19 protein-coding genes are annotated in these 22967 nt (G+C 72.0%); 4 read left to right on the top strand and 15 right to left on the bottom strand.

Annotated elements, in window-relative coordinates; genetic code table 11:
• Window positions 1–4: 4 nt before the first annotated feature.
• Together WME95_RS37865 and WME95_RS37860 are read right to left on the bottom strand one after the other, a co-directional pair.
• Window positions 5–811: an ABC transporter permease gene (locus WME95_RS37865; protein WP_437904172.1), complete on the bottom strand. Its 807-nt coding sequence runs from the start codon at window positions 809–811 to the stop codon at window positions 5–7.
• Window positions 808–1863 (bottom strand): ABC transporter ATP-binding protein, encoded by a 1056-nt coding sequence (locus tag WME95_RS37860; RefSeq protein WP_437904171.1) that lies wholly within the window; start codon window positions 1861–1863, stop codon window positions 808–810. Before WME95_RS37860 ends, WME95_RS37865 begins: the two co-directional genes overlap by 4 nt.
• A gap of 115 nt (window positions 1864–1978) precedes the next feature.
• Between WME95_RS37860 and WME95_RS37855 the strand changes: the two genes are divergently transcribed.
• On the top strand, window positions 1979–4378 hold the full coding sequence (locus WME95_RS37855; RefSeq protein WP_437904170.1) for a protein kinase domain-containing protein: 2400 nt from the start codon (window positions 1979–1981) through the stop codon (window positions 4376–4378).
• A gap of 106 nt (window positions 4379–4484) precedes the next feature.
• On the opposite strand, the gene WME95_RS37850 is transcribed toward WME95_RS37855, so the two are convergent.
• Window positions 4485–5666, bottom strand: coding sequence for an FIST signal transduction protein (locus WME95_RS37850; RefSeq protein WP_437904169.1), 1182 nt, complete (start codon window positions 5664–5666; stop codon window positions 4485–4487).
• A gap of 133 nt (window positions 5667–5799) precedes the next feature.
• Between WME95_RS37850 and WME95_RS37845 the strand changes: the two genes are divergently transcribed.
• On the top strand, window positions 5800–6555 hold the full coding sequence (locus WME95_RS37845) for a PP2C family protein-serine/threonine phosphatase (RefSeq protein ID WP_437764615.1): 756 nt from the start codon (window positions 5800–5802) through the stop codon (window positions 6553–6555).
• A gap of 33 nt (window positions 6556–6588) precedes the next feature.
• Window positions 6589–6906 (top strand): hypothetical protein, encoded by a 318-nt coding sequence (locus WME95_RS37840; RefSeq protein ID WP_437544745.1) that lies wholly within the window; start codon window positions 6589–6591, stop codon window positions 6904–6906.
• A 103-nt stretch (window positions 6907–7009) separates the two neighbouring features.
• Here the strand turns inward: WME95_RS37840 and WME95_RS37835 are convergent, their stop codons facing one another.
• The 6 genes from WME95_RS37835 to dnaB all read right to left on the bottom strand — a co-directional run bounded on the left by WME95_RS37835 (window position 7010) and on the right by dnaB (window position 17287).
• Window positions 7010–9067, bottom strand: a complete 2058-nt coding sequence (locus WME95_RS37835) for a PrkA family serine protein kinase (RefSeq protein WP_272104360.1) — start codon at window positions 9065–9067, stop codon at window positions 7010–7012.
• Between the two features lie 274 nt (window positions 9068–9341).
• A complete protein-coding gene (locus WME95_RS37830; RefSeq protein WP_437904168.1) occupies window positions 9342–10544 on the bottom strand; it encodes a YcbK family protein in 1203 nt (400 codons plus the stop codon).
• Window positions 10545–10814: 270 nt separating this feature from the next.
• Window positions 10815–11804, bottom strand: coding sequence for an L-threonylcarbamoyladenylate synthase (locus tag WME95_RS37825; RefSeq protein ID WP_437904167.1), 990 nt, complete (start codon window positions 11802–11804; stop codon window positions 10815–10817).
• A gap of 693 nt (window positions 11805–12497) precedes the next feature.
• A complete protein-coding gene (locus WME95_RS37820) occupies window positions 12498–15296 on the bottom strand; it encodes a CehA/McbA family metallohydrolase (protein WP_437904166.1) in 2799 nt (932 codons plus the stop codon).
• 44 nt (window positions 15297–15340) lie between these two features.
• Entirely contained in the window at window positions 15341–15769 is a 429-nt protein-coding gene (locus tag WME95_RS37815; protein WP_437544737.1) for a hypothetical protein, read from the bottom strand.
• 15 nt (window positions 15770–15784) lie between these two features.
• A complete protein-coding gene (gene dnaB, locus WME95_RS37810) occupies window positions 15785–17287 on the bottom strand; it encodes a replicative DNA helicase (RefSeq protein ID WP_437904165.1) in 1503 nt (500 codons plus the stop codon).
• 496 nt (window positions 17288–17783) lie between these two features.
• Here dnaB and WME95_RS37805 point away from each other — a divergent pair, with 496 nt between their 5' ends.
• Window positions 17784–18710 carry a PfkB family carbohydrate kinase gene (locus WME95_RS37805; RefSeq protein WP_437904163.1) on the top strand — a complete coding sequence of 309 codons (927 nt, stop codon included), beginning with the start codon at window positions 17784–17786 and terminating at the stop codon, window positions 18708–18710.
• A gap of 134 nt (window positions 18711–18844) precedes the next feature.
• On the opposite strand, the gene rplI is transcribed toward WME95_RS37805, so the two are convergent.
• From rplI to WME95_RS37775, 6 genes are all read right to left on the bottom strand, one after another.
• A complete protein-coding gene (rplI, locus tag WME95_RS37800) occupies window positions 18845–19297 on the bottom strand; it encodes a 50S ribosomal protein L9 (RefSeq protein WP_437544731.1) in 453 nt (150 codons plus the stop codon).
• Window positions 19298–19307: 10 nt separating this feature from the next.
• Complete coding sequence (rpsR, locus tag WME95_RS37795) at window positions 19308–19628, bottom strand: 30S ribosomal protein S18 (RefSeq protein WP_012239546.1); 321 nt, start codon at window positions 19626–19628, stop codon at window positions 19308–19310.
• 3 nt (window positions 19629–19631) lie between these two features.
• Window positions 19632–20171 carry a 30S ribosomal protein S6 gene (gene rpsF, locus WME95_RS37790; protein WP_437544729.1) on the bottom strand — a complete coding sequence of 180 codons (540 nt, stop codon included), beginning with the start codon at window positions 20169–20171 and terminating at the stop codon, window positions 19632–19634.
• Between the two features lie 108 nt (window positions 20172–20279).
• Entirely contained in the window at window positions 20280–20951 is a 672-nt protein-coding gene (pth, locus tag WME95_RS37785) for an aminoacyl-tRNA hydrolase (protein ID WP_012239544.1), read from the bottom strand.
• Window positions 20952–21075: 124 nt separating this feature from the next.
• Complete coding sequence (locus WME95_RS37780; RefSeq protein WP_437904162.1) at window positions 21076–21771, bottom strand: 50S ribosomal protein L25/general stress protein Ctc; 696 nt, start codon at window positions 21769–21771, stop codon at window positions 21076–21078.
• Between the two features lie 214 nt (window positions 21772–21985).
• Window positions 21986–22930, bottom strand: a complete 945-nt coding sequence (locus WME95_RS37775) for a ribose-phosphate pyrophosphokinase (RefSeq protein ID WP_437544725.1) — start codon at window positions 22928–22930, stop codon at window positions 21986–21988.
• Between the last annotated feature and the right edge of the window lie 37 nt (window positions 22931–22967).

Below are 22967 nucleotides of genomic sequence, written 5' to 3'. Positions count from 1 at the left end.
CCGCTCACCCGCCGAACGCCGAGAACCGCCGGACCCCCGCGCGCCACGCGACGAGCGCGGCGGCGGCGGACGCGGCGGCGAAGGCCCACTGCACAGCGAGCTCCGTGAGCGCGCGCCCCGGGTCGAGCAGGCCGGTGATGAGCTCGACAGGGAACGCCAGGCTGTAACGGAACGGCAGCACGCGCGCGATATCGGCGAGCCATGAAGGGAACAGCTCGATCGGGACGAGGTAGCCGGCGAAGACCATGAAGGCCGCGAGGTAGACGTCGAACACCGCGGTCGAGCTGTCGATCACGAACGCCAGCGAGCCGATCAGCGCCATGGTGAAGAAGTTGATCGCCCAGGCGCCGGCGAGGGAGACGACCCAGAGCCCGAGCTCGAGCGCCGTCGGCTGGAACCGCTCGCCCGACGTCGCGATGAGCGCGATGACAGCGATGGGCAGGCAGAGCGCCGCCCGGAGCGGCAGCGCGGCGAGGTTCTCGGCGGCGTACGAGAAGAGCGGGTGGATCGGCCGGAGCAGGCGCTGCGAGAGGGCGCCGCTCTTGATGTCCATGTTCATCTCCCAGACGAGCCACGAGCCGGTCAGCTGCCGGACGATGAGGATGGCCAGGAAGTACGCGGAGAAGTCGCGCGCCTCGAAGCGGCCGACCGGCGCGCTCGCGGCCACCGCCGACCAGAGCGCGAGGCTCACGAGCGGCATCGTCGTCGTGAGCATCCAGATCAGCATCTCGGCCCGGTACGCGAGCGCGGCCGCGACCCCGACGCGGAGCAGCGTCGGGAACGCCCGGGCGGCCCGAGCGAGCCCGCTCATGACGCGGCCCCGCCCGTCGAGCCCGCGGCCTCGCCCTCCGGCGCGCCTTCCGGGTCCGCCGAGGGCTCCACGCCCGAAAAGAGCTCGCGCATCACCTCCTCCAGGGGAGGATCCTCGACCGTGAGATCCGAGATGTCGGTGTGGCCGAGCAGCCAGGACATCGCCTCGCGCAGCTCCGCCTGCGGCACCTGCAGCACCGCGCGGCCAGGATCGAGCGAGAGGACGGCGCCCACCCGCTCGAGGAGCGCCTGGTCGACCGGGGTCTTGAAGTGCAGCGCGATCCGCTTGTGGGGCCGCATGCTGCGGACGAGCGCCGCGAGGTCGCCGTCGTAGCGCAGCCTGCCCTTGTCGATGACGATGACCCGCGGACAGAGCGCCGCCACGTCGTCCATGTAATGGGACGTGAGCACGATCGTCGCCCGCCGTCGCTCGTTGTAGCGGCGGATGAACTCGCGGACGCCGAGCTGCATCGCCACGTCGAGCCCGATCGTCGGCTCGTCGAGGAACAGGATCTCCGGCCGGTGCAGCAGGGCCGCGGCCAGCTCGCACTTCATGCGCTCGCCGAGCGAGAGCTGCCGCGTCGGCTTCGTCGCGATCTCGGCGATGCCGAGGAGGTCTTCCAGCTCACCGAGGGTCTCCTTGAAATCCGCGTCGCCGATCCCATAGATCGCTCGGTTCACCGCGAAGGTCTCGGCGGGCGGGAGGTCCCAGAGCAGCTGCTGCTTTTGCCCCATCACGAGGGTGATCCGCTTGAGGAAATCGGGCTCACGGTGCCGCGGGACGAAGCCGGCGACCTCGACCTTGCCGCCCGACGGGTGGAGGAGCCCGGAGAGCACCTTCAGCGTCGTCGTCTTCCCGGCGCCGTTCGGGCCGAGGAAGCCGACCCGCTCGCCGGGCGCGATCGAGAACGAGAGGTCCTCGACGGCGTGGACGACCTTGGTGCGGCGCCGGAAGAGCGAGCGCACGGAGGCCGAGAAGCCGGCGGCGCGCTCGTGGACCTGGTACGTCTTGGAGAGCGACTCCACCACGATGGAGCTCGACGCCTCTGCCATGGGCGGCGGAGACTAGCACCTCCGTGCTGGAGCTCCCGCGACGGTCGGCGCTCGACCGGCCGATCCCGTGGGCTAATCTCGTGACGCGGGGGGCAACGGCCGCCGGAATTCCCCTATGCCGCAGAGCTTCAAGGACGACACGATCCACGACCTCCCGCTCGCGGCGAGCGGCGCGCGGCAAGCGGCCGACTCCGCGGACGCCGTCGCGACCGGCCCGCGGCAGGTCCTCGCAGGCCGGTACGAGCTCCTCGGGCTGGTCGGCATCGGCGGGATGGGCAGCGTGTACCGCGCCCGCGACCTGGAGCTCGAGGAGCTCGTCGCGGTCAAGGTGCTGCGCCGGGAGCTCAGCGTCGCGCCGGAGGTGACCGATCGGTTCCGGCGCGAGGTGCGGCTCTCGCGCAAGGTGACGCACCCGAACGTGGCGCGGGTCTTCGACATCGGCGAGCACGAGGGCGACCGGTTCCTGACGATGGAGTTCGTCGACGGCGAGCCGCTCGCCGCGCTGCTCGCGCGCGAGCGGCGGCTCGGCATGACCCGCGCGCTGGACGTTGTGGAGGGCGTCTGCGCGGGCCTCCACGCCGCGCACCGGGCCGGCGTCATCCACCGTGACCTCAAGCCCGACAACGTGCTGCTCGGGCGCGACGGGCGCGTCGTCCTGACCGACTTCGGGATCGCGCGCGCGGTCGCGAGCGGCGAGGCGGGCAAGACGCTGGGCGCGGTCATGGGGACGCCGGCGTACATGGCGCCCGAGCAGGTGCAGGGCGCCGACGACGTCGACGCGCGCGCCGACATCTACGCCCTCGGGGCGATGCTCTTCGAGATGCTCACGGGCGAGCGCGCGTGGCAGGGCGACGCGCCGCTCGCCGTCGCCGCGGCGCGGCTCTTCGCCGACCCGCCGGATCCGCGGCTCCGGCGCGCCGACCTGCCCGACGCGCTCGCGCGCGTGGTGCTCCGCTGCATGGCGCGCGAGCGCGGCGACCGGTATCCGTCCGTCGAGAGCGTCGTGCACGACCTCGCCTCGCTCACCCGCCCGGCCACGGTGACGCCGCCGGCGTTCACGCCGCCGCAGGAGCGGACGGCCGTCTCCGGGGTGACCCCGGGGGCGAGCTCCGGGGTGGCCGAGCACGGCGGCAAGAGCGTCGTTGTCCTGCCGTTCGCGAACCAGGGGCCTGCGTCGGACGCGTACCTGGCCGAGGAGCTGACGGACGATCTCGTCGACACGCTCTCCATGACGCCGGGCCTCCGGGTGAGGCCGCGCGGGGCGATCGGGCGGCGCTCGTCCTCCGAGCTCGATCCGCGCGAGGTCGGGCGCGAGCTCGGGGTGCAGGTGGTCGTCGGGGGCTCGGTGCGGCGGCGCGACGGGACGGTGCGGATCAACGCGCGGCTCATCAGCGTCGCCGACGGGTTCCAGCTGTGGGCGAAGCGCTTCGATCGCCCCGAGGCGGAGGTGCTGCGGATCAACGACGAGGTGGCCGAGGCGGTCGCGGAGGCGCTGACGCTCGACGGGGCCGCGCCGAACCGCACGGCGCCGAGCGATCCCGTCGCGCTCGACCTGTTCCTGCGCGGGCGCCACGAGTACCGCAGGTTCTGGCCGGAGCACCAGGAGCGGGCGATCGCGCTGTTCGAGCAGGCGCTCTCGCGCGCGCCCGAGGATCCGATGATCCTGTCGGCCTACGCGCTCGCGCGCTCCCGCTTCTGGTTCTTCACGGACCGCGGCGGTGAGCTCGCCACGGAGGCGGCGTCGCGCGCCGTCGCTGCGGCGCCCGGGCTGCCGGACGCGCGGCTCGCGATGGCGTCGGTGCGGTTCCAGCGCCTCGACGTGGTCGGCGCGATGCGGGAGCTCAAGGCGGCGCTCGCGACCCGCTCGGGCAACGCCGAGGCGGAGGGCCTCATCGGCCACATCCTGCTCGAGTGCGGCGCCTTCGAGGAGGGCGCGCGGCGCGCCCGGTCCGCGCTGGCGCGCGATCCCGAGGTGGTGCTGGCGGCGCAGGCGCTGGCGCGCGCGTACACGCTGCTGGACAGGTGGTCGGAGGCCGACGACGTGATCCGGGCGCATCCGACGGTGGGCAGCGGATCGGGCTACACCGTCCTGCGGATGCGCCGCGCGCTCTGGCAGCGCGACCCGGTGGTGGTCGAGAAGCTCGCTCAGAGGCGCGTGAGCGAGGCCTTCCCGGACCTCCCCACGCCGTTCGCGCAGGTGATCGATGACCTCATCGAGGGGCGGCTCTCGGACGTCCGGCCCGTGCAGGTCGAGGGAGAGCGCCCGGCCGTCACGGCGCTGCGGCGCACGTCGTTCATCCGGCAGCTCCAGGCGGAGTTCGCGGCCTTCCTCGGCCAGCGAGAGCTCGCGCTGGCCGCGCTCGAGCTCTCGCTGGCCGACGGCCTGTTCGACCTGATCTGGCTCGAGCGCTGTCCGGTCCTCGCGCCCCTGCGCGACGAGCCGCGGTATGCGGCCGTCCACGCGGCGGTGCAGCGGCGGGCCTCCGCGGTGGTCGCGGTCTACCGCGAGCGCTGAGGCGCGGCGCTCGGCTCGACGCGCGGAAGAGCGCTCGGCTCGACGCGCGGAAGAGCGCTCGGCTCGACGCGCGGAAGAGCGCCCAGCTCGGCGCGCGAAGAAACGCTCAGCTCGGCGCGCGGAAGAGCGCGAGCACGCCGGTGTAGAGGGAGAGCCTGGCCTGGCCCCGGGCCCAGGGGGCGATCTCGAAGCTCGAGTGCATGCCGGCGATCGGGAGGTCGGCGAAGCGCTGGCGCAGGATGCGCGCCTCGACGTCGGGCGTCCCGTACAGGCCCTGGCCGCGCCCGGCGCAGGTCAGGTAGAGCGCGAAGCGGGGGGCCGACCCGAGCGCGCTCCGGGACACCTGCCGGGCGATCCCCTCGAGCCCGGCGCGGCCGATGGCGGCGTCGCGCACCGCGAAGGCGAGGCGCGCGCCGGGCCTCGCTTCGTCGCCGAGCAGCAGCCCCCGCCGCGACGGATCGATGCCGCGGACCGGCCGCAGCACGTAACGCACGGAATCGAGCGCCTCCGCCTCGGCGTCGCCGCGGCCGGCGCCCGGTGCGGCCGGCGGATCGAGCGGTGGGTCGGCCAGCGCGGCGAGGATGAGCTGCTGCGCGCTGGGCGGCTCGCCGAGCGTGGCGGTCGCGGCGGAGAGCAGGTCGAGCGCCGGCCGCCCGCCGGCGCGGAGCACGACGCCGCCGCTCGCCTCGTCGATGTGGTGGAAGCCGGAGAGCAGCCTGGCGGCGGGCGAGGCGTCGACGAGCGGCGGGGCGAACCCGGTGATGGCGAGGCCCGTCGCCGGGCCCTCGATGAGCTCGCCCTGCGACGTCACGCCGATGGCGGAGCCGGAGGCCGTCCCGGCGCCGAAGAGGCACGTGTTCGGTGCGGACAAGGAGAGCGCCTCGAGCCGCTCGGGCGCGAACGCCCCGGGCCGGGCGAAGAGGATGGCCGTCGCGGGGCGCTGGCCGACGGTGCGGGCGAGCGCCTCGCGCAGGAGGCGGCTCGGCTCCTCGGCGCGCTCGGGCAGCGCGAAGGGGGTGACCTGCCCGCCGGACCACAGCACCCCGCTCGCGCCGGTGTCCCCCTCGATCTCACCGCGCTCGCTGAGCACGCCCGCGGCCGGCACCACGCAGGCGGGGACGCCGCGCCAGGCGCCACGGACGAGCTCGGCGACGCCCGAGGCGCGCTGGGCGAGCTGTCCGGAGACGAAGACGACCCCGCCCGACGGCGACGGGACCGCGCTGCGCAGGTCCGCCAGGTGCTGGAGAAGGCCATCCGGCCCACAGGTCGCGGAGAAGCTTCGTGCCATGGCTGGCTCGCCCATCCTAATGGAGCCTCCGACCACTCGACAGGCCCCGCTTAAGAAGTTTATCGTGCGACAGTCGCGCCGGCGCCTCGGGGATTTCCTCACGGGACGGCGAGCGAAGGACCGGGCAAGCTCGATGAGGATCCAATCATTTGGCCGCACCGATGTCGGGCGCCACCGGCGCGCCAATGAGGATGCGTTCTTCCGGGACGACGAGCTCCGTCTCTACATCGTCGCGGACGGCATGGGCGGGCACGCGGCCGGCGAGGTCGCGAGCGCCGAGGCGGTCGAGACGATCTACGGCATGGTGAAGCGGGGCCTGCCCGCCATCGGCGATCCGAACGAGCCGCTGACGCAGCCCAAGGCGCGCGCCGTGCTGCGCATCCTCGAGGGCGCGATCCAGGCGGCGACGTACATGGTCTTCGCGATCGCCGAGCTCGATCGCGACAAGAGCGGCATGGGCACGACGATCAGCGCGGCGCTCATCGTCGGCGGCGCGCTCGTGACCGGCCAGGTCGGCGACAGCCGCATCTACCAGGTCCGCAACGGGACCGCGGTGCAGATGACCGAGGATCACACGCTGATCGCGTGGCAGATCAAGAACGGCCTCATCTCCGTGGACGAGGCCAAGAGCTCGCCCCACCGCAACGTGATCACGCGCGCGGTCGGCAACCGGGACTACGTCGAGGTCGACACCTCGATCGTCGCCGTGGAGGAGGGCGATCGATACCTGCTCTGCTCCGACGGGCTGCACGGGTATCTCCACGCCGAGGAGGAGGTCGCGAGCATCGCCTCGAAGGGCGGCGACGCGGCGGTCGATCTCTTCATCGACCTCGCGAATCGGCGCGGGGGGCGGGACAACATCACGGCGGTGCTTGTCGAGGTGGGCTGACGCGCCCGCGCGAAAGTCGGCTACGCTGCGCGCATGGCGCTGAAGGACAGACTGGTCACCGAGGGCATGAAGCTCGCCGCGAACCCGAACGTGGCGAAGCTGATGCAGGACGAGCGGTTCATGCGGCTGTTCATGACGGCGATGAGCGTGCCCGGCCGGGTCTCCTCGTTCACCGCGGAGCAGAAGGAGACGTTCGCCAAGGCGATGGGCCTGGCGTCTGTCGAGGAGGTCCGCGACCTCAAGCGCACGGTGGCCTCGCTGGAGCGCGAGGTCGCGACGCTCGAGCGCGAGCTCGCGAAGCTCCGGCGGGACGGGGAGCGCGAGCTCGCGAAGGTCAGGCGCGAGGGCTGAGCCTCAGGGCGGGTAGGATCGGAGGGGGCGAGTAGTTGGCGGCGAGCGGCGCGGCGAGCGGCGCGGCGCGCTGCCAGCAGCGCCGCCGCGCCCCCGCGACGGATCACTTCGTGTCGCCGCGCGCGTAGATGCTGGCGACGTAGTCGAGCACGTCGCGCGCCGAGACCTCGTTGTACCCGAAGTACTTGATCATCCGGGTCTTGATGATGTCGATCTTCTCCTGCGTCTCCTTGTCGATGACGCTCGACACGAGGGTCTGGAGCTTGATCGCGTCCTTCTGATCCTCGAACAGCTTGAGCTCGAGGGCGCGGCGCAGCCGGTCGTTCGTGTGCCACTCGAACTTCTTGCCGTCGACCGCGAGCGCGCCGATGTAGTTCATGATCTCGCGGCGGAAGTCGTCCTTGCGGTTCTCGGGGATATCGATCTTCTCCTCGATCGAGCGCATCAGCCGCTCGTCGGGCTCGACGTCCTCGCGGGTGAAGCGGTCCTTCACCTTCTCCTTCAGGGTGTAGGCCTTGATCGAGTCGATGTAGTTCGCCGCGAGCTTCTGGATCGCGTCCTCGTCGGCGCTGATCGCCCGCTGCACCTCGTTCTTGACGATCTCCTCGTACTCGCGCTTCACCATCCCGATGCACTCGGTGAAGCGCTTGCGCTGCTCGTCGTTCGTGATGAGCGAGTGGTGCCGGAGGCCCTTCTCGAGCTCGCTCATGACCATGAAGGGGTTGATCGTCCCCTCGCCGAGGTCGTTGACGAGCGCGTTCGAGATCTTGTCCTGCACGTAGCGGGGGCTGATGCCCTCCATGCCCTCGCGCGACGCCTCCTTGCGGAGCTCCTTCACGGTGTCCTGCGTGTAGCCGGGCAGGACCTTGCCGTCGTAGAGCTTCATCTTCTGGACGAGCGAGAGGTTGTGCTTCTTCGGGTCCTCGAGCCGGGTGAGCGCGGCCCACATCGCGGCGACCTCGAGCGTGTGCGGGGCGATGTGCTTGCCGCGGATCTTCTCCTTGTTGAAGTCCTTCTCGTAGATCCGGATCTCCTCCGACACCTTCGTGATGTACGGGATATCGATCTTGATCGTGCGGTCGCGGAGGGCCTCCATGAACTCGTTGTTCAGGAGCTTCTTGTACTCGGCCTCGTTGGTGTGGCCGATGATGACCTCGTCGACGTCCGTCTGGGCGAACTTCTTCGGCTTGATCTTGTGCTCCTGCGACGCGCCGAGCAGGTCGTAGAGGAACGCGACGTCGAGCTTCAGCACCTCGATGAACTCGACGATGCCGCGGTTCGCGATGTTGAACTCGCCGTCGAAGTTGAAGGCGCGCGGGTCCGAGTCCGAGCCGTACTCCGCGATCTTGCGGTAGTTGATGTCGCCGGTGAGCTCGGTCGAGTCCTGGTTCTTCTCGTCCTTCGGCTGGAAGGTGCCGATGCCGACGCGGTCCTTCTCGCTGAGCACGAGGCGGCGCACGCGCACGTGCTGCATCACCTTCGACCAGTCGCCGCCGTACTTGTCCATCAGGCGGTTGAAGATGAAGCGGCACGCGGGGTCGAGGTCGCCCTCGGTGCGGACGTGGTGCTGCGCGCTCGAGAGACCGAGCTCGCGGAACGCACGGTCGCGCCACGCCGGCGGGACGAGGCGCAGCGGCTCCTCGTGCATCGGGCACTTGAAGCGGGCGCTCTCCGTCCCGGCCATGCCGACGTCGTCGAGGTTCACCCAGTCGAACGTGTAGAGCGCGCCGTCGGGGGTCGTCGAGTAGTGCTCGATGCCCTTCTTGAGGAGCCGGGCGATCGTCGACTTCGACGAGCCGACCGGGCCGTGCAGCAGGATGACGCGCTTCTCCGGGCCGTAGCCCTCGGAGGCCGCCCGGAGCACGTGGACGAGCCGCATCAGCGGGATGTCGAGCCCGTACACGGCGTCGGCGCCGCCGTGCATCTCGTCCTTGAAGAAGTTGTACCGGATGAGCTTCTTCTTGTTGTCCGTGTACTCCTCGATGCCGTAGCGGATGATCATGTCGTACGCCCGCTGGAACGCGTTGCGCGTCACCTGCGGGTTCTGGCGCACGATCTGGAGGTACTCTTCGAACGTGCCCTCCCACGCGAGATCGCGGTAGAGCGCGAAGTCCTGCATCGCCGCGATCTTCTCAACCATCCCTGTCCGCAACTCGCCCATTTCGCACCCTTTTTCTCCAGGGCGACCGCGGGGCGGCCTTGGCCGCCGGAGGTGCGGGGGACAGATCTCGGCTCGCCGAGCTCCGCCCCCGTCTCGCGTCGCGCGCCCAGGGGGAAGACGCCAAGCTTAACACCGATCTCGGGGAGGCAAGTCACCGCGCCCCGAGGCGCGCGCCATCATCCGGAACGGGAGCGCGCGGCGGAGCAGCCGGTCGCGCGGGTGGAGGTGCGAGGTGCGAGGGCGACCGCGAGGAGGCGACGTCAGCGAGGCGACGTCAGCGAGGCGCGGCCCCGCCGGGGCGCGCTCCCTGCGCGCCTCCCCAGGAGAGCCCGCCGCTCTCGACGACGCCGGGCCAGGAGTCGACGTATTCCGACGGCTCGCCGGGGCCGGAGATGTCGATCCAAAAGACGTGCCCGGCGCCCGGGCGGCGCACGTCGACATGGACGAACTTGCTGTTCGGGTAGAACCCGCAGCCCACGTCGTCGAGCGTGCGGCAGAACTGAAACAGCGCGGTGTTCGGGACGCCCATCACGAGGATGTCCATGGCGCGCCCCTCGGCGTGCTGGCTGTGGTGGGTGCCGGAGGTCGGCCTGCGCGTGGCTGGCGCGTCGCGCGTCGTCGGCGCCCGCGGCCGGTACCCGCTGAAGATGTGGATCCCGCGGCGCGGGAAGGCGTCGGCGATCTGCTGGAGCAGCCAGAGCAGGCGCGGGTGGACGAGGCGGACCTGGGGCACCCACTCGAGCGCCCGCTGCCAGGTGTCGGCGTCGGGCTCGTCGGGGAGCTCTGCGCCCGGGTCGGGCGCGTCGGGCGGACGGGCCATGATCGACAGGCGATCCAGCGCACCGGGCGCGACGGAGCCGTCGCAGCGCACGAGCTCGAAGGCGTCGTGCTGGCCGCCGTACCGGGCGAACTGGACAGGGCTCCTGCGGCAACGCCAGTCGAGCGGCTGCTTCTTCGGCGGATCCCAGAGCAGATCGAAGCCGTTCGAGGAGAGGCTCGGCCCCGTGGTCGCGAGCACCGGCGGGCTGAGGATCGGATCGAGCTGGCGGAACCACGCCGGCGCGGCCGGCTCGAGGTGGAGGGTGCCGGGCGGATCGAAGGGGGTGAAGGGGGACCAGGCGCTCGCGAACGCCGTGGAGCCGAGGGCAGGGGAGGCGAGCGCGTGCTCGCCGAGCGCGTCCGCGGCGTCCGGCCGCGCGCCGCCCCAGGCGAGCTGCCACCACGGCTGCTGCCGCCATTTCCCGTAGGCGCTGCTCAGGTAGAGCCGGAACGGTCCGGGGCGCTCGACGGCGGCGTTGTGGAAGGCGCGGAGGAGCGGCAGCTCCGGCGCGACCGTCTCGTTCAGGTTGAAGCTCGCGCGCTTCGGCGGCTCGTCGAGCAGGCTGGCGCCGGCGCGCTGGGGGGCGGCGACGAGCGATGCAGCGAGGCCGAGGGCGGTCGCGAGGGTATGGACGGCGGCGCGGGACGTTGCCGGCATGGGAGGGATCGACGAGGGGCGCGAGTCGAGCGAGGAAGGTAGCTCACCCAGCGGGCGGGCGACCCTGATTTGCCACAAACCGCCAGCTCGGGGGATGAAAACCCACCCGCGGGGGGAACCTTGGGCGTCAACCAAGCTTCGCGCCGCGTTCTCCTACATCCGAACGTTTACGTGGTCGTGGTCGTGGTTGAACGACCACGACCACGTTCACGTCCATGTAAACGTTCACGTTGGTGACCCGATGGGCGGGCTGAGCGTGGCGGCGCTTGCTCAGGGGGCCGCGGAGGCGCGCGTCAGCCTGTCCCGCACGGCATCCCACGCGGGATCCTCGGGGACGGCGGCGATGACGATCACGTCGCAGCCGGCGTCCTCGAGTCGGTGCAATGCGGCGTAGAGCGCCGCGGCGTAGCCGGCGGGATCTCCTGGAAGGAGCTCGGCGTGCGGCCCGGTCGCGGTGCGGCTGCCGTGCTCGACGGCGCCGGCGCGCGACCCGGCCTGCGCGGCGCGATCGAGCTCGCCGCGGACGGCCTGGGCGGGGACCAGCGCGACCTGCGCGCGGGGGGCGTAATGGCGCGCGTGGGTCCCCGGGGACGGGGCGCGCTCGGCCGGGGCGGTGATCAGCCCGGCGGCCGTCTGGAGCGGCACGAGCGCGGCGATCGCCTCGGCCGTGACGTGCCCCGGGCGGAGCACCCGCGCCGGCGCGCGCGTGACGTCGACGATGGTCGACTCGATGCCGACGGCGGTCGGCCCGCCGTCGAGGATCGCGTCGATGCGCCCGCCGAGGCTCTTCTCGACGTGCTCGGCCGTGGTCGGCGAGATCTCGGTGGAGCGGTTGGCGCTCGGCGCGGCGATCGGCAGCCCGACCGCGTCGAGCAGGGCGCGCGCGACCGGGTGGACGGGGATGCGGATCGCGACCGTCGGCCCGCCGGCGGCGACCACGTCGGCGACGCGGTCGGGCCGGCGCGCGACGATCAGGGTGAGGGGCCCTGGCCACATGGCGTGCGCGAGCCGCTCCGCGTCCGGCGGCCAGCCGTCCGCGAGGGCGCGGGCGGACGCGACATCGGGGACGTGGACGATCAGCGGGTTGCCGGGCGGCCTCCCCTTCGCCTCGAAGATGCCCCGCGCCGCGCGCGCGTCGTCGGCGCGCGCGCCGAGGCCGTACACGGTCTCCGTGGGGAAGGCGACGAGCCCTCCGCGGCGGAGGATCTCGGCGGCCCGTGCGATGGATGCCGCGTCAGCGGCGAGCCGCTCGGTTCGCATGCGCCGCGGTCCATGTTGCCCGGGCGCGCGGGAGGCAAATGAAAAGCGATCCCCTCCGGCCGCTCGTTTGGATGCCCCCGCGAGGTCGCGATCTGGCGCGGAGGCTGCGCGCGAGCCGACGGCGAGGCCGCGATCTGGCGCGGAGGCTGCTCGTGAGCCCATGGCCTGGTCGCGACCTGGTCACTTGTATGAAAAGATCCATTTCTTGAGATCGGGACCTGTCTCCGGGGCCGAAAAGATCCTCCGCGATAGGTCGTGACCTATCCGCGGCCTCGCAAACGAGCGCCGGCGCTGATCGTGACCTTTGGTACAGGTCTTTTCTCGACGTGCACGCACCAAGGGCGCCGTATCAATCGTAGAGAGCCATTGGCGCCGTCGGTGCGCTCGTGTCGGAAGGGTGGGAAGCTCGCGTTGTCTTGGAGCTCCAGCCACCGGTCTTCTGGTCGTACTGGTTCCACCCACCAGGAGTCCGGCGCGGGATCCAGCGAGAGATTTAACGCAAAGTCGCAAAGTCGCAAAGCCGCAAAAAAGAACAAACTTCATACGTCCTTGCGTCTTTGCGTTGAAATCCTCTTTGCTCGCTTCTTTCGCGCGCCAAGGACGATTTAAAAGCAAAGCTCGACGGCTACACGTAATGCCCTCTTCCTGCGGGGCTGCGCTGCCGTGCCCGGCGCGCCACGGAGCTCGCCGCGCTCACGGCGCCGCGGCGCGGCCCAGGGAGCGGCCGTTGCCGTCGGCGTCGATCCAGAGCGGCGCCGTCATCGCGAACGGGAGGATCTCGCCCGGGTCTCCCGCGAGCACCGGCTCGAGCGGCCGTCGCCCCCGGACGATCGCGACGACGAAGGTGTCCTCGGCGACGGAGATCGCGCCGTGCGCGCTCTGCCCGGGCCCGCGGTCGCCGCGCGCTGCGCCGGCGCGGGCGTCGGGCCGCGGCGCTCGTCGCCCGTCGCCGGCTCCGAGGACGATGGGGATCGCGATCTCGTCGAGGAGCGCGCCCGCGGGTGTCGTGCGGGCGCCTTCCAGCGGGATCGGCGCGCCGCTCGCGACGCCGCCGACGAGCACGTGGAGCTCGCGCGCGTCGACCCACGGGGCGCGCTCGACGCGGATCGAGAGCGACAGCGCCCCGCCTCGGGACCCGCGCCGCGGCGAGGCGACGCCGCCCTGGCGGGTGTCGCCGAGGCGCATCGTCACGAACGGGCCGTTCGTGAGCACGACGTCGCGACGGCGCCGCAGGCCCGCGACGAGATCGGCCACGTCGAGCCGGCCCGGATCATCGTCGGCCACGGCGACGTAGGTGCGCGGATAACCCGCCTCCGCGCCGCGCAGCCCGTGGCTGTCGCTGGTCGCCGTCGGCGTGACCGGGTGGGACGCGCGGAGCAACGCCCAGAGCTCCTCGAGCGCGCGGTCCCGCGCGGCCGCGTCGCGCCCGGTCCAGACCTCGACGGCATCGGCGCCGGCCCCGACGATCTGCGCGAGCTGGCTCGGGCCCTGATCCGGCGCGACCTGCGGCGCCCCGGATCCGTGCAGCGGTGAGCCGCCGCCGTGCTGTCGGCTCACCTGGACGACGCGCTCGCCGGGCAGCGCGCGCACCTCGCGCAGGATCTCGCTCGCCGTCTCGTCGACCCACCGCAGCGCGCCCTCACGGGGCGCGGCCGCCTCGCTGCCGAGCGGGAACACGCCGAGGCTCCCGAGCCCGGCGCCGCTCGGGCCGCTCGTGAGCTCCACGCCCGGGAGCATGCGCAGCCGCGAATCGAGCTGCAGGGCGGCGACGTCCCGCTGGAGATCCGAGGCGAGGTTGTGTTCGCTCGCCACCGCGCACTCCACGCCTTCTGCCGCGTTCCAGACGAGCCGCGCGGCCGAGGAGACGCCCGCGTCGGCGCTCCGCGCCGTGTGCTGCCGGAGGTCGCAGGCGATGTAGCCCGACGTGTCGACCACCCGCTCCAGCGTGAGATCGAGCCGCGACGTTCCGCCGTCCGCGATGTCGACCGTCGCCTCGGCGAGCGCGTACTCGGGGCCGTGCGATGCGACGACGCGGACTCGCCCAGGGGGAAGGGCGACATCGAGCTCGCCCAGGAGCGCGAGCCGGGGCGGCGAGAGGGCCTCGCCGGTCGCGGCGTCGAAGAGGCTGACCTTCGCCGGCGCGATCGGACCGAGGGGCTCGGGGTCCGCGGCGGGCGCGGAGGCGCCGCCCTCGTGCACCCCGAGGTAGAGCCGGCCGGCGCCGGAGAGCGTGAGCCGCGCGGGGGCGATCTCGCCGGCGCGGATCCGGATCCGCGCGCTCCCCAGCGCGCGGCGGCCGCTCCCTTCGAAGCCGACGAGGTAGAGGCCGGGCGGCGCCTCGGCGGCGAGCGGCGCGCTGTCGCCGGTTCGCAACCACAGATCGAGCGCGGCGGCGGGCGGCGCGGCGCCGTCCTCGGCGAGCGGCGTCAGCGTCGCCTTGCCGGCGAGGGGCGGGAGCGGCGCGCCGCGGCCGTCCACGAGCTCGAGCGCGACGCCGCCGGGCGCGCCGCCGCCGAGAAAGAAGAGCTCCGTCGCGACGGCGAGCGAGTCGCCGCGCGGCGCGATCGCGAGGATCCGCTGGTACGCGGCGCGCCCGCCGGGCGGCAGCGCGGCCTGCCGAGCGAACGTCACGTCGCTGAAGCCTTCGCCGCTCCGCGCGCGGACCGCCGCGCCGTTCACCGGGGCGAGCGCGTACGCGACGCCGGTCCCGACGCCGGCCAGGTACGGCGCCTCGTGCTCGCCGCGGAGCCCCGGCGCCACGCCGGGCGCGACGTGCTCCGCCGCGCCCCAGTGGACGACGTCGCCGAGATCGAGCGCCTCGAGCGGGCGGTCGCCGTCGTTCCGGAGCGACGTCGTGATCATGACCGCCCGGTCACGCGGTCGGAGCGTGTAGCGGGTGGTGACGGAGAGCGCGCCGACGGCGAGATCGCGGCCGCGCACCTCGCCGCGCGCCTCGATCCAGGCGGCGCCGTCCTCGCCGCTGCCCGTCGTGATGTCGCGGTAGATCACCTGCCGCGGCGGCGCGCCGAGCCGCGTGACGATCTGCCCGAGCTCGTCGCGGCGCGCCCGCGCGTCCGCCGCGTCGATGAGGTTGCCGCCGCTCTCGGCGAGGCCAGCCCCGGGGCCGGGCTGATCGACGACCACGGCGATCTCGTCGTTCTCGAGCACGTAGTCGCCGGGCCGCCCCGCCGCGAGCGGACCGGAGAGCGCGTCCGCGGGCCCCGCGATCCGCCGGACGCGCGCCGGCTGCGCGGCGCCGCCGTCCCTGGGGCAGAGATCGCCCTGCTCCGCGCCGCCGCGGCCCCACCGGCAGAGCATGCCGAGGCGCTCGACAGCGCCGGAGGACACGACGACGCTGCCGCCCTGCACGGGCGGCGCGCAGGTCGCGGAAGCGAGCGCGAGCGCGAAGAGGCGCGCCGAACGGAGGGCGTGGCGCGCCGCGCGCTCCGCGGGGCTTCCGGGGGTGCGGGGGCACTCGGGCGAGCGGGTCATCGATCCTCTTCCGACTCCGATGCGCGGCCGCGGCGCGCCTTGGGTCAGGAGCGCTCGGTGGCGAGGACGAAGAGGGCGGCGAGCCCCAGGCCGACGCCGAGCGCCCGGCGTGCGGTGAACACCTCGCCGAAGAGCAGCGGCGCGAAGAGCGCGGCGATCGTGATGCCGCCGGCGAACACGATCGGCCCCGTCGCGGTCACCGGACCGCCGATGCGGAGCGCCATGAAGGTGAGCGTCGCGACGCCGCTGATGCACAGGCCGGCGGCGCAGGCCCAGAGCACCCCCTGGGCCGACGGAGGCGTCTCCGCGCCCGGGCGGATGAGGAAGAAGATGAGGATCCCGACGGCCGCGGTGCCCTCGAGGCACAGCGCGCCAAGGACGTCTCCTATCCGCCCTGCCGCCGCGCGCAGCATCAGGTAATGACCGGCCATGCAGAGCGCAGCGAGGAGGGCAGGGACGTACCAGGCGGACATGGCGTGCGCCGCAGCCTACTCGTCGTCGACCATCTCCGGGTAGTCGCCGGGCGCGAGGTTGTCGAACCGGGTGCACGAGGCGGTGAACCGCGTGAGCACCTTGCCCGTCGGCCCGTTGCGCTGCTTGGCGACGATGATCTCGGCGATGCCTTTGTGGTTGGTCGTCTCCGGGTTGTAGTACTCGTCGCGGTAAATGAACATGATGTTGTCGGCGTCCTGCTCGATCGCGCCCGACTCGCGGAGATCCGACAGCTGAGGGCGCTTGTCCTTGGTGGTCCGGGTCTCGACGGCGCGGTTCAGCTGGGAGAGCGCGATGACCGCCACCTTGAGCTCCTTCGCGAGCTGCTTGAGCCCGCGGGAGATCTCGCTGATCTCCTGCTCGCGGCTGCTCACGCCGTCCCGCCCCTTCATGAGCTGCAGGTAGTCGATGACGATGAGCCCGATGCGCCGGCCCGAGCTGCCGTCGCTGGGCGGCCGGTCGTACTCGGCCTGGATGCGCCGCACCTTGGCGCGCAGCTCGAGCAAGGAGATGGCCGGCGTGTCGTCGATCCAGATGGGCAGGGTGGACAGGAACGAGGCGGCCTCCGTCAGGCGGCGCCAGTCGTCGGGCTGCAGGAAGCCCTGGCGGAGCTTGCCGACGTCGACGCGGCCCTCGCTGCAGACCATACGTGTCGCGAGCTGTTCGCGGGGCATCTCGAGCGAGAAGACGGCGGCGCCGAAGCCGGGGTCGTGCCGCTCGACGCCGTGCCCCGACTGGTCGGGCCCTGGGGAGCTCACGGTGCGCGGCGACGCCACGTTCACGGCGAGGTTGAGGACGAAGGACGTCTTGCCCATGCCGGGGCGGGCGGCGATGATCGAGAGGTCGCCGTCGTGCAGGCCGGCCGTCTTGGCGTCGAGCTTCTCGTACCCGGTCGAGATGCCGGTGATCCGGTCGCCGCGCTCGGCGGCGGCGGTGATCTGCTCGAACGCGGCCTTGAGCACCTGGGCGATCGGCTGGGTCGCCGTCCCCTGGGGCGTGCGCGCGAGCTGGTAGACCGCCTGCTCGGCGCCGTCGATGAACTCCTGCACCACCCCGACGTCGCCGTACCCCTCGGCCGCGACGCGCTGGCACGTGGCGATGAGCTGCCGCACGCGCCATTTCTCGTAGACGACCCGCGCGTGCGCCGCGACGTGCGCGACCGCGGGCGTCGCGTCCGCGAGCTGGGCGAGGTACGCCGCGCCGCCCACCTGGGCAAGGCGCTCCCGGTCGCGCAGCCACGACGCGACCGAGACGATGTCGATGGGCGTGCCGGCGGCCGCGAGCTCCTGCGCGGCCTCATAGACGCGGCTGTTCGCCTCGCTGTAGAAGTGGTCCGCTTTCAGGATCTCGAGCACCCGATCGAGCGCGTCGCGGTGCAGCAGGATGGCGGAGAGCACCGCCGCTTCGGCGTCGAGGTCGTGCGGCGGCACGCGTCCGGCGACGATGGGAGGCTCGATCCTCTGAGGCCGCTGGCCCCGGCGCTCCATCATTCTCATCATCCGTGCTTCTCCTCCCCACCGATTCCCCCCATCCCGCCCCGAGCTTTTCCACAGGTGCCGAAATGGGCGACGCCCCGGAGAGGAAACGTTCCTCCGGGGCGTCGGGTGCAGGGTCGATTTCCGTCTACCAGAACATGGGCAGCCCTGAGAAGGGTTTCTGTTTGCATTGCAGTGAGCGTTCGTGCGGTCGGCATCCCAATGCAGGTTCCACGTCGAGGGGGCGCTTTTCCATCGTCGGAAGCATCGTCGGAGGCAGGCTCGGCGGCTTGCTCGGACGCTTTCGCGGAGGCCTCCTCGGCGGTCGCTGCTGAGGGTCCTCGCGGCGAGGCGCTGCCGCTGGCGGCGCGGTATGGAAATTGAGCAACCCCGGTCTCATCGGCATTTCTTTTCGCGCTTGACTCAGCTGCGATGACGCTTCGCGCCTCGGCGTGAGCCATCGCGGGGAGCCGCCATTGTGGATCACAAAACACGCCATACAAGGATTGAGCCCGCCGAGGTGGTCTGCGTCGGTGAAGCGCTGTGGGATCTCTATGCGCCCGAAGGCATTCCGCTCGAGCAAGCGAAATTGCTGCGCCGTGTGCCGGGGGGCGGGGCGGTGAACACCGCGACGGCGCTCGTCCGGCTCGGGATACGCTCGGGGCTGTGCGCCGCGCTGGGCGATGACGCGATGGGGCGCGGGCTGAGGGATGAGGTCGCGGCGGCCGGCATCGACGTGGGACGGCTCTCGCTGAGCGCGGCGCGCACAGGCCTCATGCTCGTGGCGATCGAGCGCGGCGAGGCGCGCTTCGCCGGGTACAGGCAGGGCGAGAGCGAGGCGCAGGCGCTCGCTGCAGCGCTGCCGGAACGATGGCAGACCCGGGTCGTGCACTTCACCGGGATCGCGCCGGTGCGCGGGGCGAGCGGCGCGCTCGCGCGGGCAGCCGCGAGCGCTCGCCGCGAAGGGTGCGCCGTCTCGGTCGACGTCAACGCGCGCCCGCGGATGTGGCCGCGTGCCGAGCGCGCCGCGTCCGTTCCCGGCGCGGAGGCCGGCGCCGCGCCGGTTTCCGACGCCGGCGCAGGCGTGCGCGGCTGCTTCCGCCTGTTCGGGCAGGCGGACCTCGTGAAGTGCAGCGCCGGCGATCTCGACGTGCTGGGGACGACGGCGCGTGCGCTCCGCGAGCGCCTCCGCCCCGAGGCGACGCTGGTCGTCACCGATGGCGCGCGGCAGACGCTCCTGCTCGGCCCCGGGGGCGAGCGCGCCGTCGCGCCGCGCACGGTGCGTCCGCACGATCCGACGGGCGCGGGCGACGCCTTCTGCGCCGGGATGCTGGCGAGCCTCGTCTGGGAGGAGCGAGCGCAGTGGGGCGACGCGGCGCTCATGCTGCGCGCGGTGGCGCGGGGGCACGACGTCGCGCGGGCGTGGGTGAGGCGGAAGCGCGGCTGAAGGGGGGCCGCGGGGGCGCGCGAGTGCGGCTGAAGGGGGCCGCGGGGGCGCGGCCCAAGGGGGCGCGCGGGTGCGGCTGGAGAGGGGAGGGGAAGCGCGGGAGCGCGGGTCGAGCCGCGCTCCCTGGCGCTGCGCTACTTGGCGGCGACCGTGACCTCGACCGACGCCGTGATGGACGGGGCGAGGCGGATCACGACGGGGTGGGCGCCGAGCGACTTGATCGCGTCGGTCTCGATGCGGCGCCGGTCGACGCTGAAGCCCTGCGCGGCGAGCGCCTCTTCGATGTCGCGCGCCGTGACCGAGCCGTACAGCTTGTCGCCCTCGCCGACCGGGCGGTTGATCGTGAGCTTGACCTGGTTGAGCTTGGACGCGAGCTGCTCCGCCTCGGAGCGCGTCTTCGCGGCGCGCGACTCGGCGACCCGCTTCTCGTGCTCGATGCGGGACACGTTCTCGGCGGTGGCGCCCACCGCGAGGCCGCGCGGGATGAGGTAGTTGCGCGCGAAGCCAGGGCGAACCTTCACGAGCTCGCCGCTCTTGCCGACGTTGTGGAGGTCCTCCGTGAGGACCACATGGATGTGGGTTGCCATGATCGACCTCCTACGCCGTGACGGTGAACGGCAAGAGCGCGATGTTGCGCGCGCGCTTGATCGAGAGGGTCACCTTGCGCTGGTGGCGCGCGCAGTTGCCGCTGATGCGGCGCGGGACGACCTTGCCGCGCTCCGAGATGAAGTACTTGAGCGCCTGCGGGTCCTTGTAGTCGATGACCAGCGCCTTGTCCGCGCAGTAGCGGCAGACGCGCTTCCGGCCCGTGCGGCGGCGCCCAGGGGCGTCGGCGTTCAGGTCGGGCGTGCGCCCGAAGTCGCGATCGTCGTAGTCAGCGCCGCCGTTGCGGCCCATGTCGTTGTTGCGGCCGTTCATAGCTCAGCTCTCCTCCTCGTCGGCGGCGCCTTCCGCCTCAGCCTCTTCGGCATCGTCGAGATCGCCCGCCGGGGCCTGCTCGGAGCTCCGGTCGATGCGGCGCTCCGGCTCGATCAGGCCGAGCTGGCGCTCGCGCGAATCGTCGCGGTCGTCCTCCAGCGGCGTGAGCTCGAGGCGCTCGAACTTCACGTCCTCGTCGGCGATCGTGACGCCCTCGACCTCGACGTCGTTGCGCACGAGCACCGTCTGGTACTTCAGCACGCCGTCGGAGAGGCGCAGGTTGCGCTCGATCTCGGAGACGACCTTCCCGCCCCCGAGGTACTTCAGGTACACGTAAACGCCGCGGCGGTGCTTGGCGATGTCGTACGCGAGGCGGCGGCGCCCCCAGGTCTCGACCTTGGTCAGCCGGCCCGACTCGCGGCCGACGACCTCGGCGAGGCGCGACCCGATCCGCTCGGCGCCGTCGGCGTCGATGTCAGGTCGCAGGATGTAGATCGTTTCGTACTCTCTGGCGCGCCCGGGCGCCGTTACCTGTCGGCTCATTCAGTCTTCCCTCTCGGCCAATGGCCCCGGGGCGGCGCCCCGGAGCGAGGAAAGGAACAGCCTGTCGAGCGACGCACCGGCGAGCTCGGCAGGCTGTCCCGTAGAGGATCAGGGCTTCTGCGTCGGGGGGAGGGGACCCTTCCCTTCCTTCGCGGCGGGGGCTGGATCCGTCGACCCATCCCCCTCGCCCTTCTGCCTCTTGCCCGGCTTGGGCCGGGTGTTTCGGACGTTCATCGCGGCCTCGAAGCCGCGGGCGGCGACTTCTAGCACACTTTGGACAGCTTGCTTCAAGCAGTCGGGCAGGCTCGCGCGCTCGACGGCGTCGAACCCCGACAGGACGTAATCCGCGACCTCGCCCCGGAAACCCGCCGGCGGCCGTCCTACCCCGAGGCGGACGCGCCCGAAGTTGCCCGTCCCGCCGTGCGAGATGATCGAGCGAAGCCCGTTGTGCCCCGCGTGCCCGCCGCCGACCTTGAGGCGAACCGTGCCGAACGGCAGGTCGAGCTCGTCGTGGAGCACGATCAGCTCGGAGGGCGCGACCTTGAAGAAGGCCATCGCCGGCTGCACGCTGCGCCCCGACTCGTTCATGTAGGTCATCGGCTTGAGCAGGATCGCCTGCTGTCCGGCGATCTCTGCCCGCGCGTGGACGCCCGAGAACTTCTCGCGGAACGGATCGGCCCGGACCTCGTCGGCCAGCGCGTCGATGGCCATGAAGCCGACGTTGTGCCGGTGAGCAGCGTATTCCTTGCCGGGGTTCCCCAGGCCGACCACGAGCAGCATGACGAGCTGGTTCTGCTGAGTCCCTGGAATGGGGCAGGTGAGGTAGGCGAGGCAGGTGAGGAGCGGGGCAGGGCGGGCCGCGCGCGCCTCGCGGTGCGGAGGCGCGAGGCGGCCCGCTCCCGGATTACTTCTTGTCCTTCTTGTCGCCGCCCGCGGGGGCCGCCGCGCCCTTCGCGGGAGCGGCCGCGCCAGCGGCAGGCGCAGCGGCCGCGCCAGCGGCAGGCGCGCCGGCGGCGGGCTTCGCCTCTTCCTCGGGGCCAGCCTTCTCGGGCGCGTTGACGACGGCGATCGTCTGGTCGTCCGCGAGGAGCGTCTTCACGCCCTCCGGCAGCTTCAGCCCGCTGGCCTTGTACGAGTCGCCCAGGTCGAGCTCGGTCACGTCGATCTCGACGAACGACGGGATCTTCTCCGGCAGGCAGCGCACGGGGATCGTGCGGAAGATCTGCTGGAGCACGCCGCCGGTGACCACGCCCTTCGGCTTGCCCACGCAGCGGAAGGGGATCTGCACGTCGACGGGCTGGTCGAGCTTCACCTGGATGAAGTCGGCGTGGACGAGCTCCCGCGAGATGGGGTGGTAGTCGTAGTCGCGCACCATGACGGTGAGCGTCTGGCCGTTCTCGATGGCCAGCTCGACCACGGAGTTCTTGCCGTGATCGGAGCCGAGCACCTGAAGGAGCGCCTTCGGCGAGATGGCGACCGACTGCGGCGCGAGCTCGCGCCCGTAGGCGATGGCGGGAATCTGTCCGGCGCGGCGCAGGCGGCTCGACGCGCTCTTGCCGCTATCCTCGCGCCTCGTGGCGTTGAGCTTGATGATGTCCATGACGACGGCTCCAGAAGTGATCCGGGGGTCCGCGGTGCGCGGTTCGACCCCGGCGTAGGGTGCGGCGCTATAGCAGAACGGAGAAGAGGAAGTCGAGCCTTCGTCGACGGAGGGCGCGTTTTGTGTCTTTTGTGAGTTCTCTGGTGTGTCCTGGCGAGGGTGCGCGGGCGACCTGCGTCGCCGGTGCGTCCCGCCGCCGAACGCGCGCGGCCGGTCAGACGAAGAGCGAGCTCACCGAGTCCGAGTGATGGATGCGGCGGATCGCCTCGGCGAGCAGCCGCGCCACCGAGACGACCTTGAATTTACCGGAGGCCCTCGCCTCGTCCGAGAGCGGGATCGAGTTCGTCACAACGACCTCGGTGAGGGGCGAGTCCTTGATGCGCTCGACCGCCGGCCCGGACAGGACCGGGTGCGTGGCGCAGGCGGCGACGCTCTTGGCGCCCTGCTTCATCAGGGCGTTGGCCGCGTTCACCAGGGTGCCAGCGGTGTCGATGAGGTCGTCGAGGATGAGGCAGTGCTTGCCGGCCACCTCGCCGATGATGTTCATGACCTCGCTCTCGTTCGCCCGCTCGCGGCGCTTGTCGATGATCGCGAGCGTGCCCTGGAGGCGCTTCGAGTAGGCGCGGGCCCGCTCCACGCCGCCCGCGTCCGGGGAGACGATGACAACGTCCTTGCCGTAGTGCTCGCGGAGGTGGTGCTCCAGCAGCGCCGGCATCGCGAACAGGTGGTCGAACGGGATGTTGAAGAACCCCTGGATCTGCCCGGCGTGCAGGTCGAGCGCGACGATCCGGTTCACCCCGGCGGCGACGATGAGGTCGGCGACGAGCTTCGAGGTGATCGGCGTCCGCGGCGCGACCTTCCGGTCCTGCCTGGCATAACCGTAGTAGGGGATGACCGCCGTGATGGATCCGGCCGAGGCGCGGCGGAGCGCGTCGACCATGATCAGGAGCTCCATCACGCTGTCGTTGACCGGCGAGCAGGTGGGCTGCACGACGTAGGTGTCGACGCCTCGGACGTTCTCCTGGATGACGCAGAACGTCTCGCCGTCCGAGAAGCGCGACACGCGCGACTTCCCCATCGGTTGCTCCAGGACCTGACAGATTTCCTGGGTAAGCGGGAAATTGGCGTTGCCGGAGAAGATACTGACTCTCTTGAACACGGCGCGCCTCCAGCCCATTTAGGGGAGCGCGGCTCTA

It is taken from the genome of Sorangium sp. So ce327 (assembly GCF_051530205.1).
Taxonomy (GTDB): Bacteria; Myxococcota_A; Polyangia; order Polyangiales; family Polyangiaceae; genus Sorangium; species Sorangium cellulosum_B.
The sequence above is the reverse complement of the archived record's forward strand: the minus strand, read 5'-3'. Positions and strand labels throughout refer to the sequence as shown.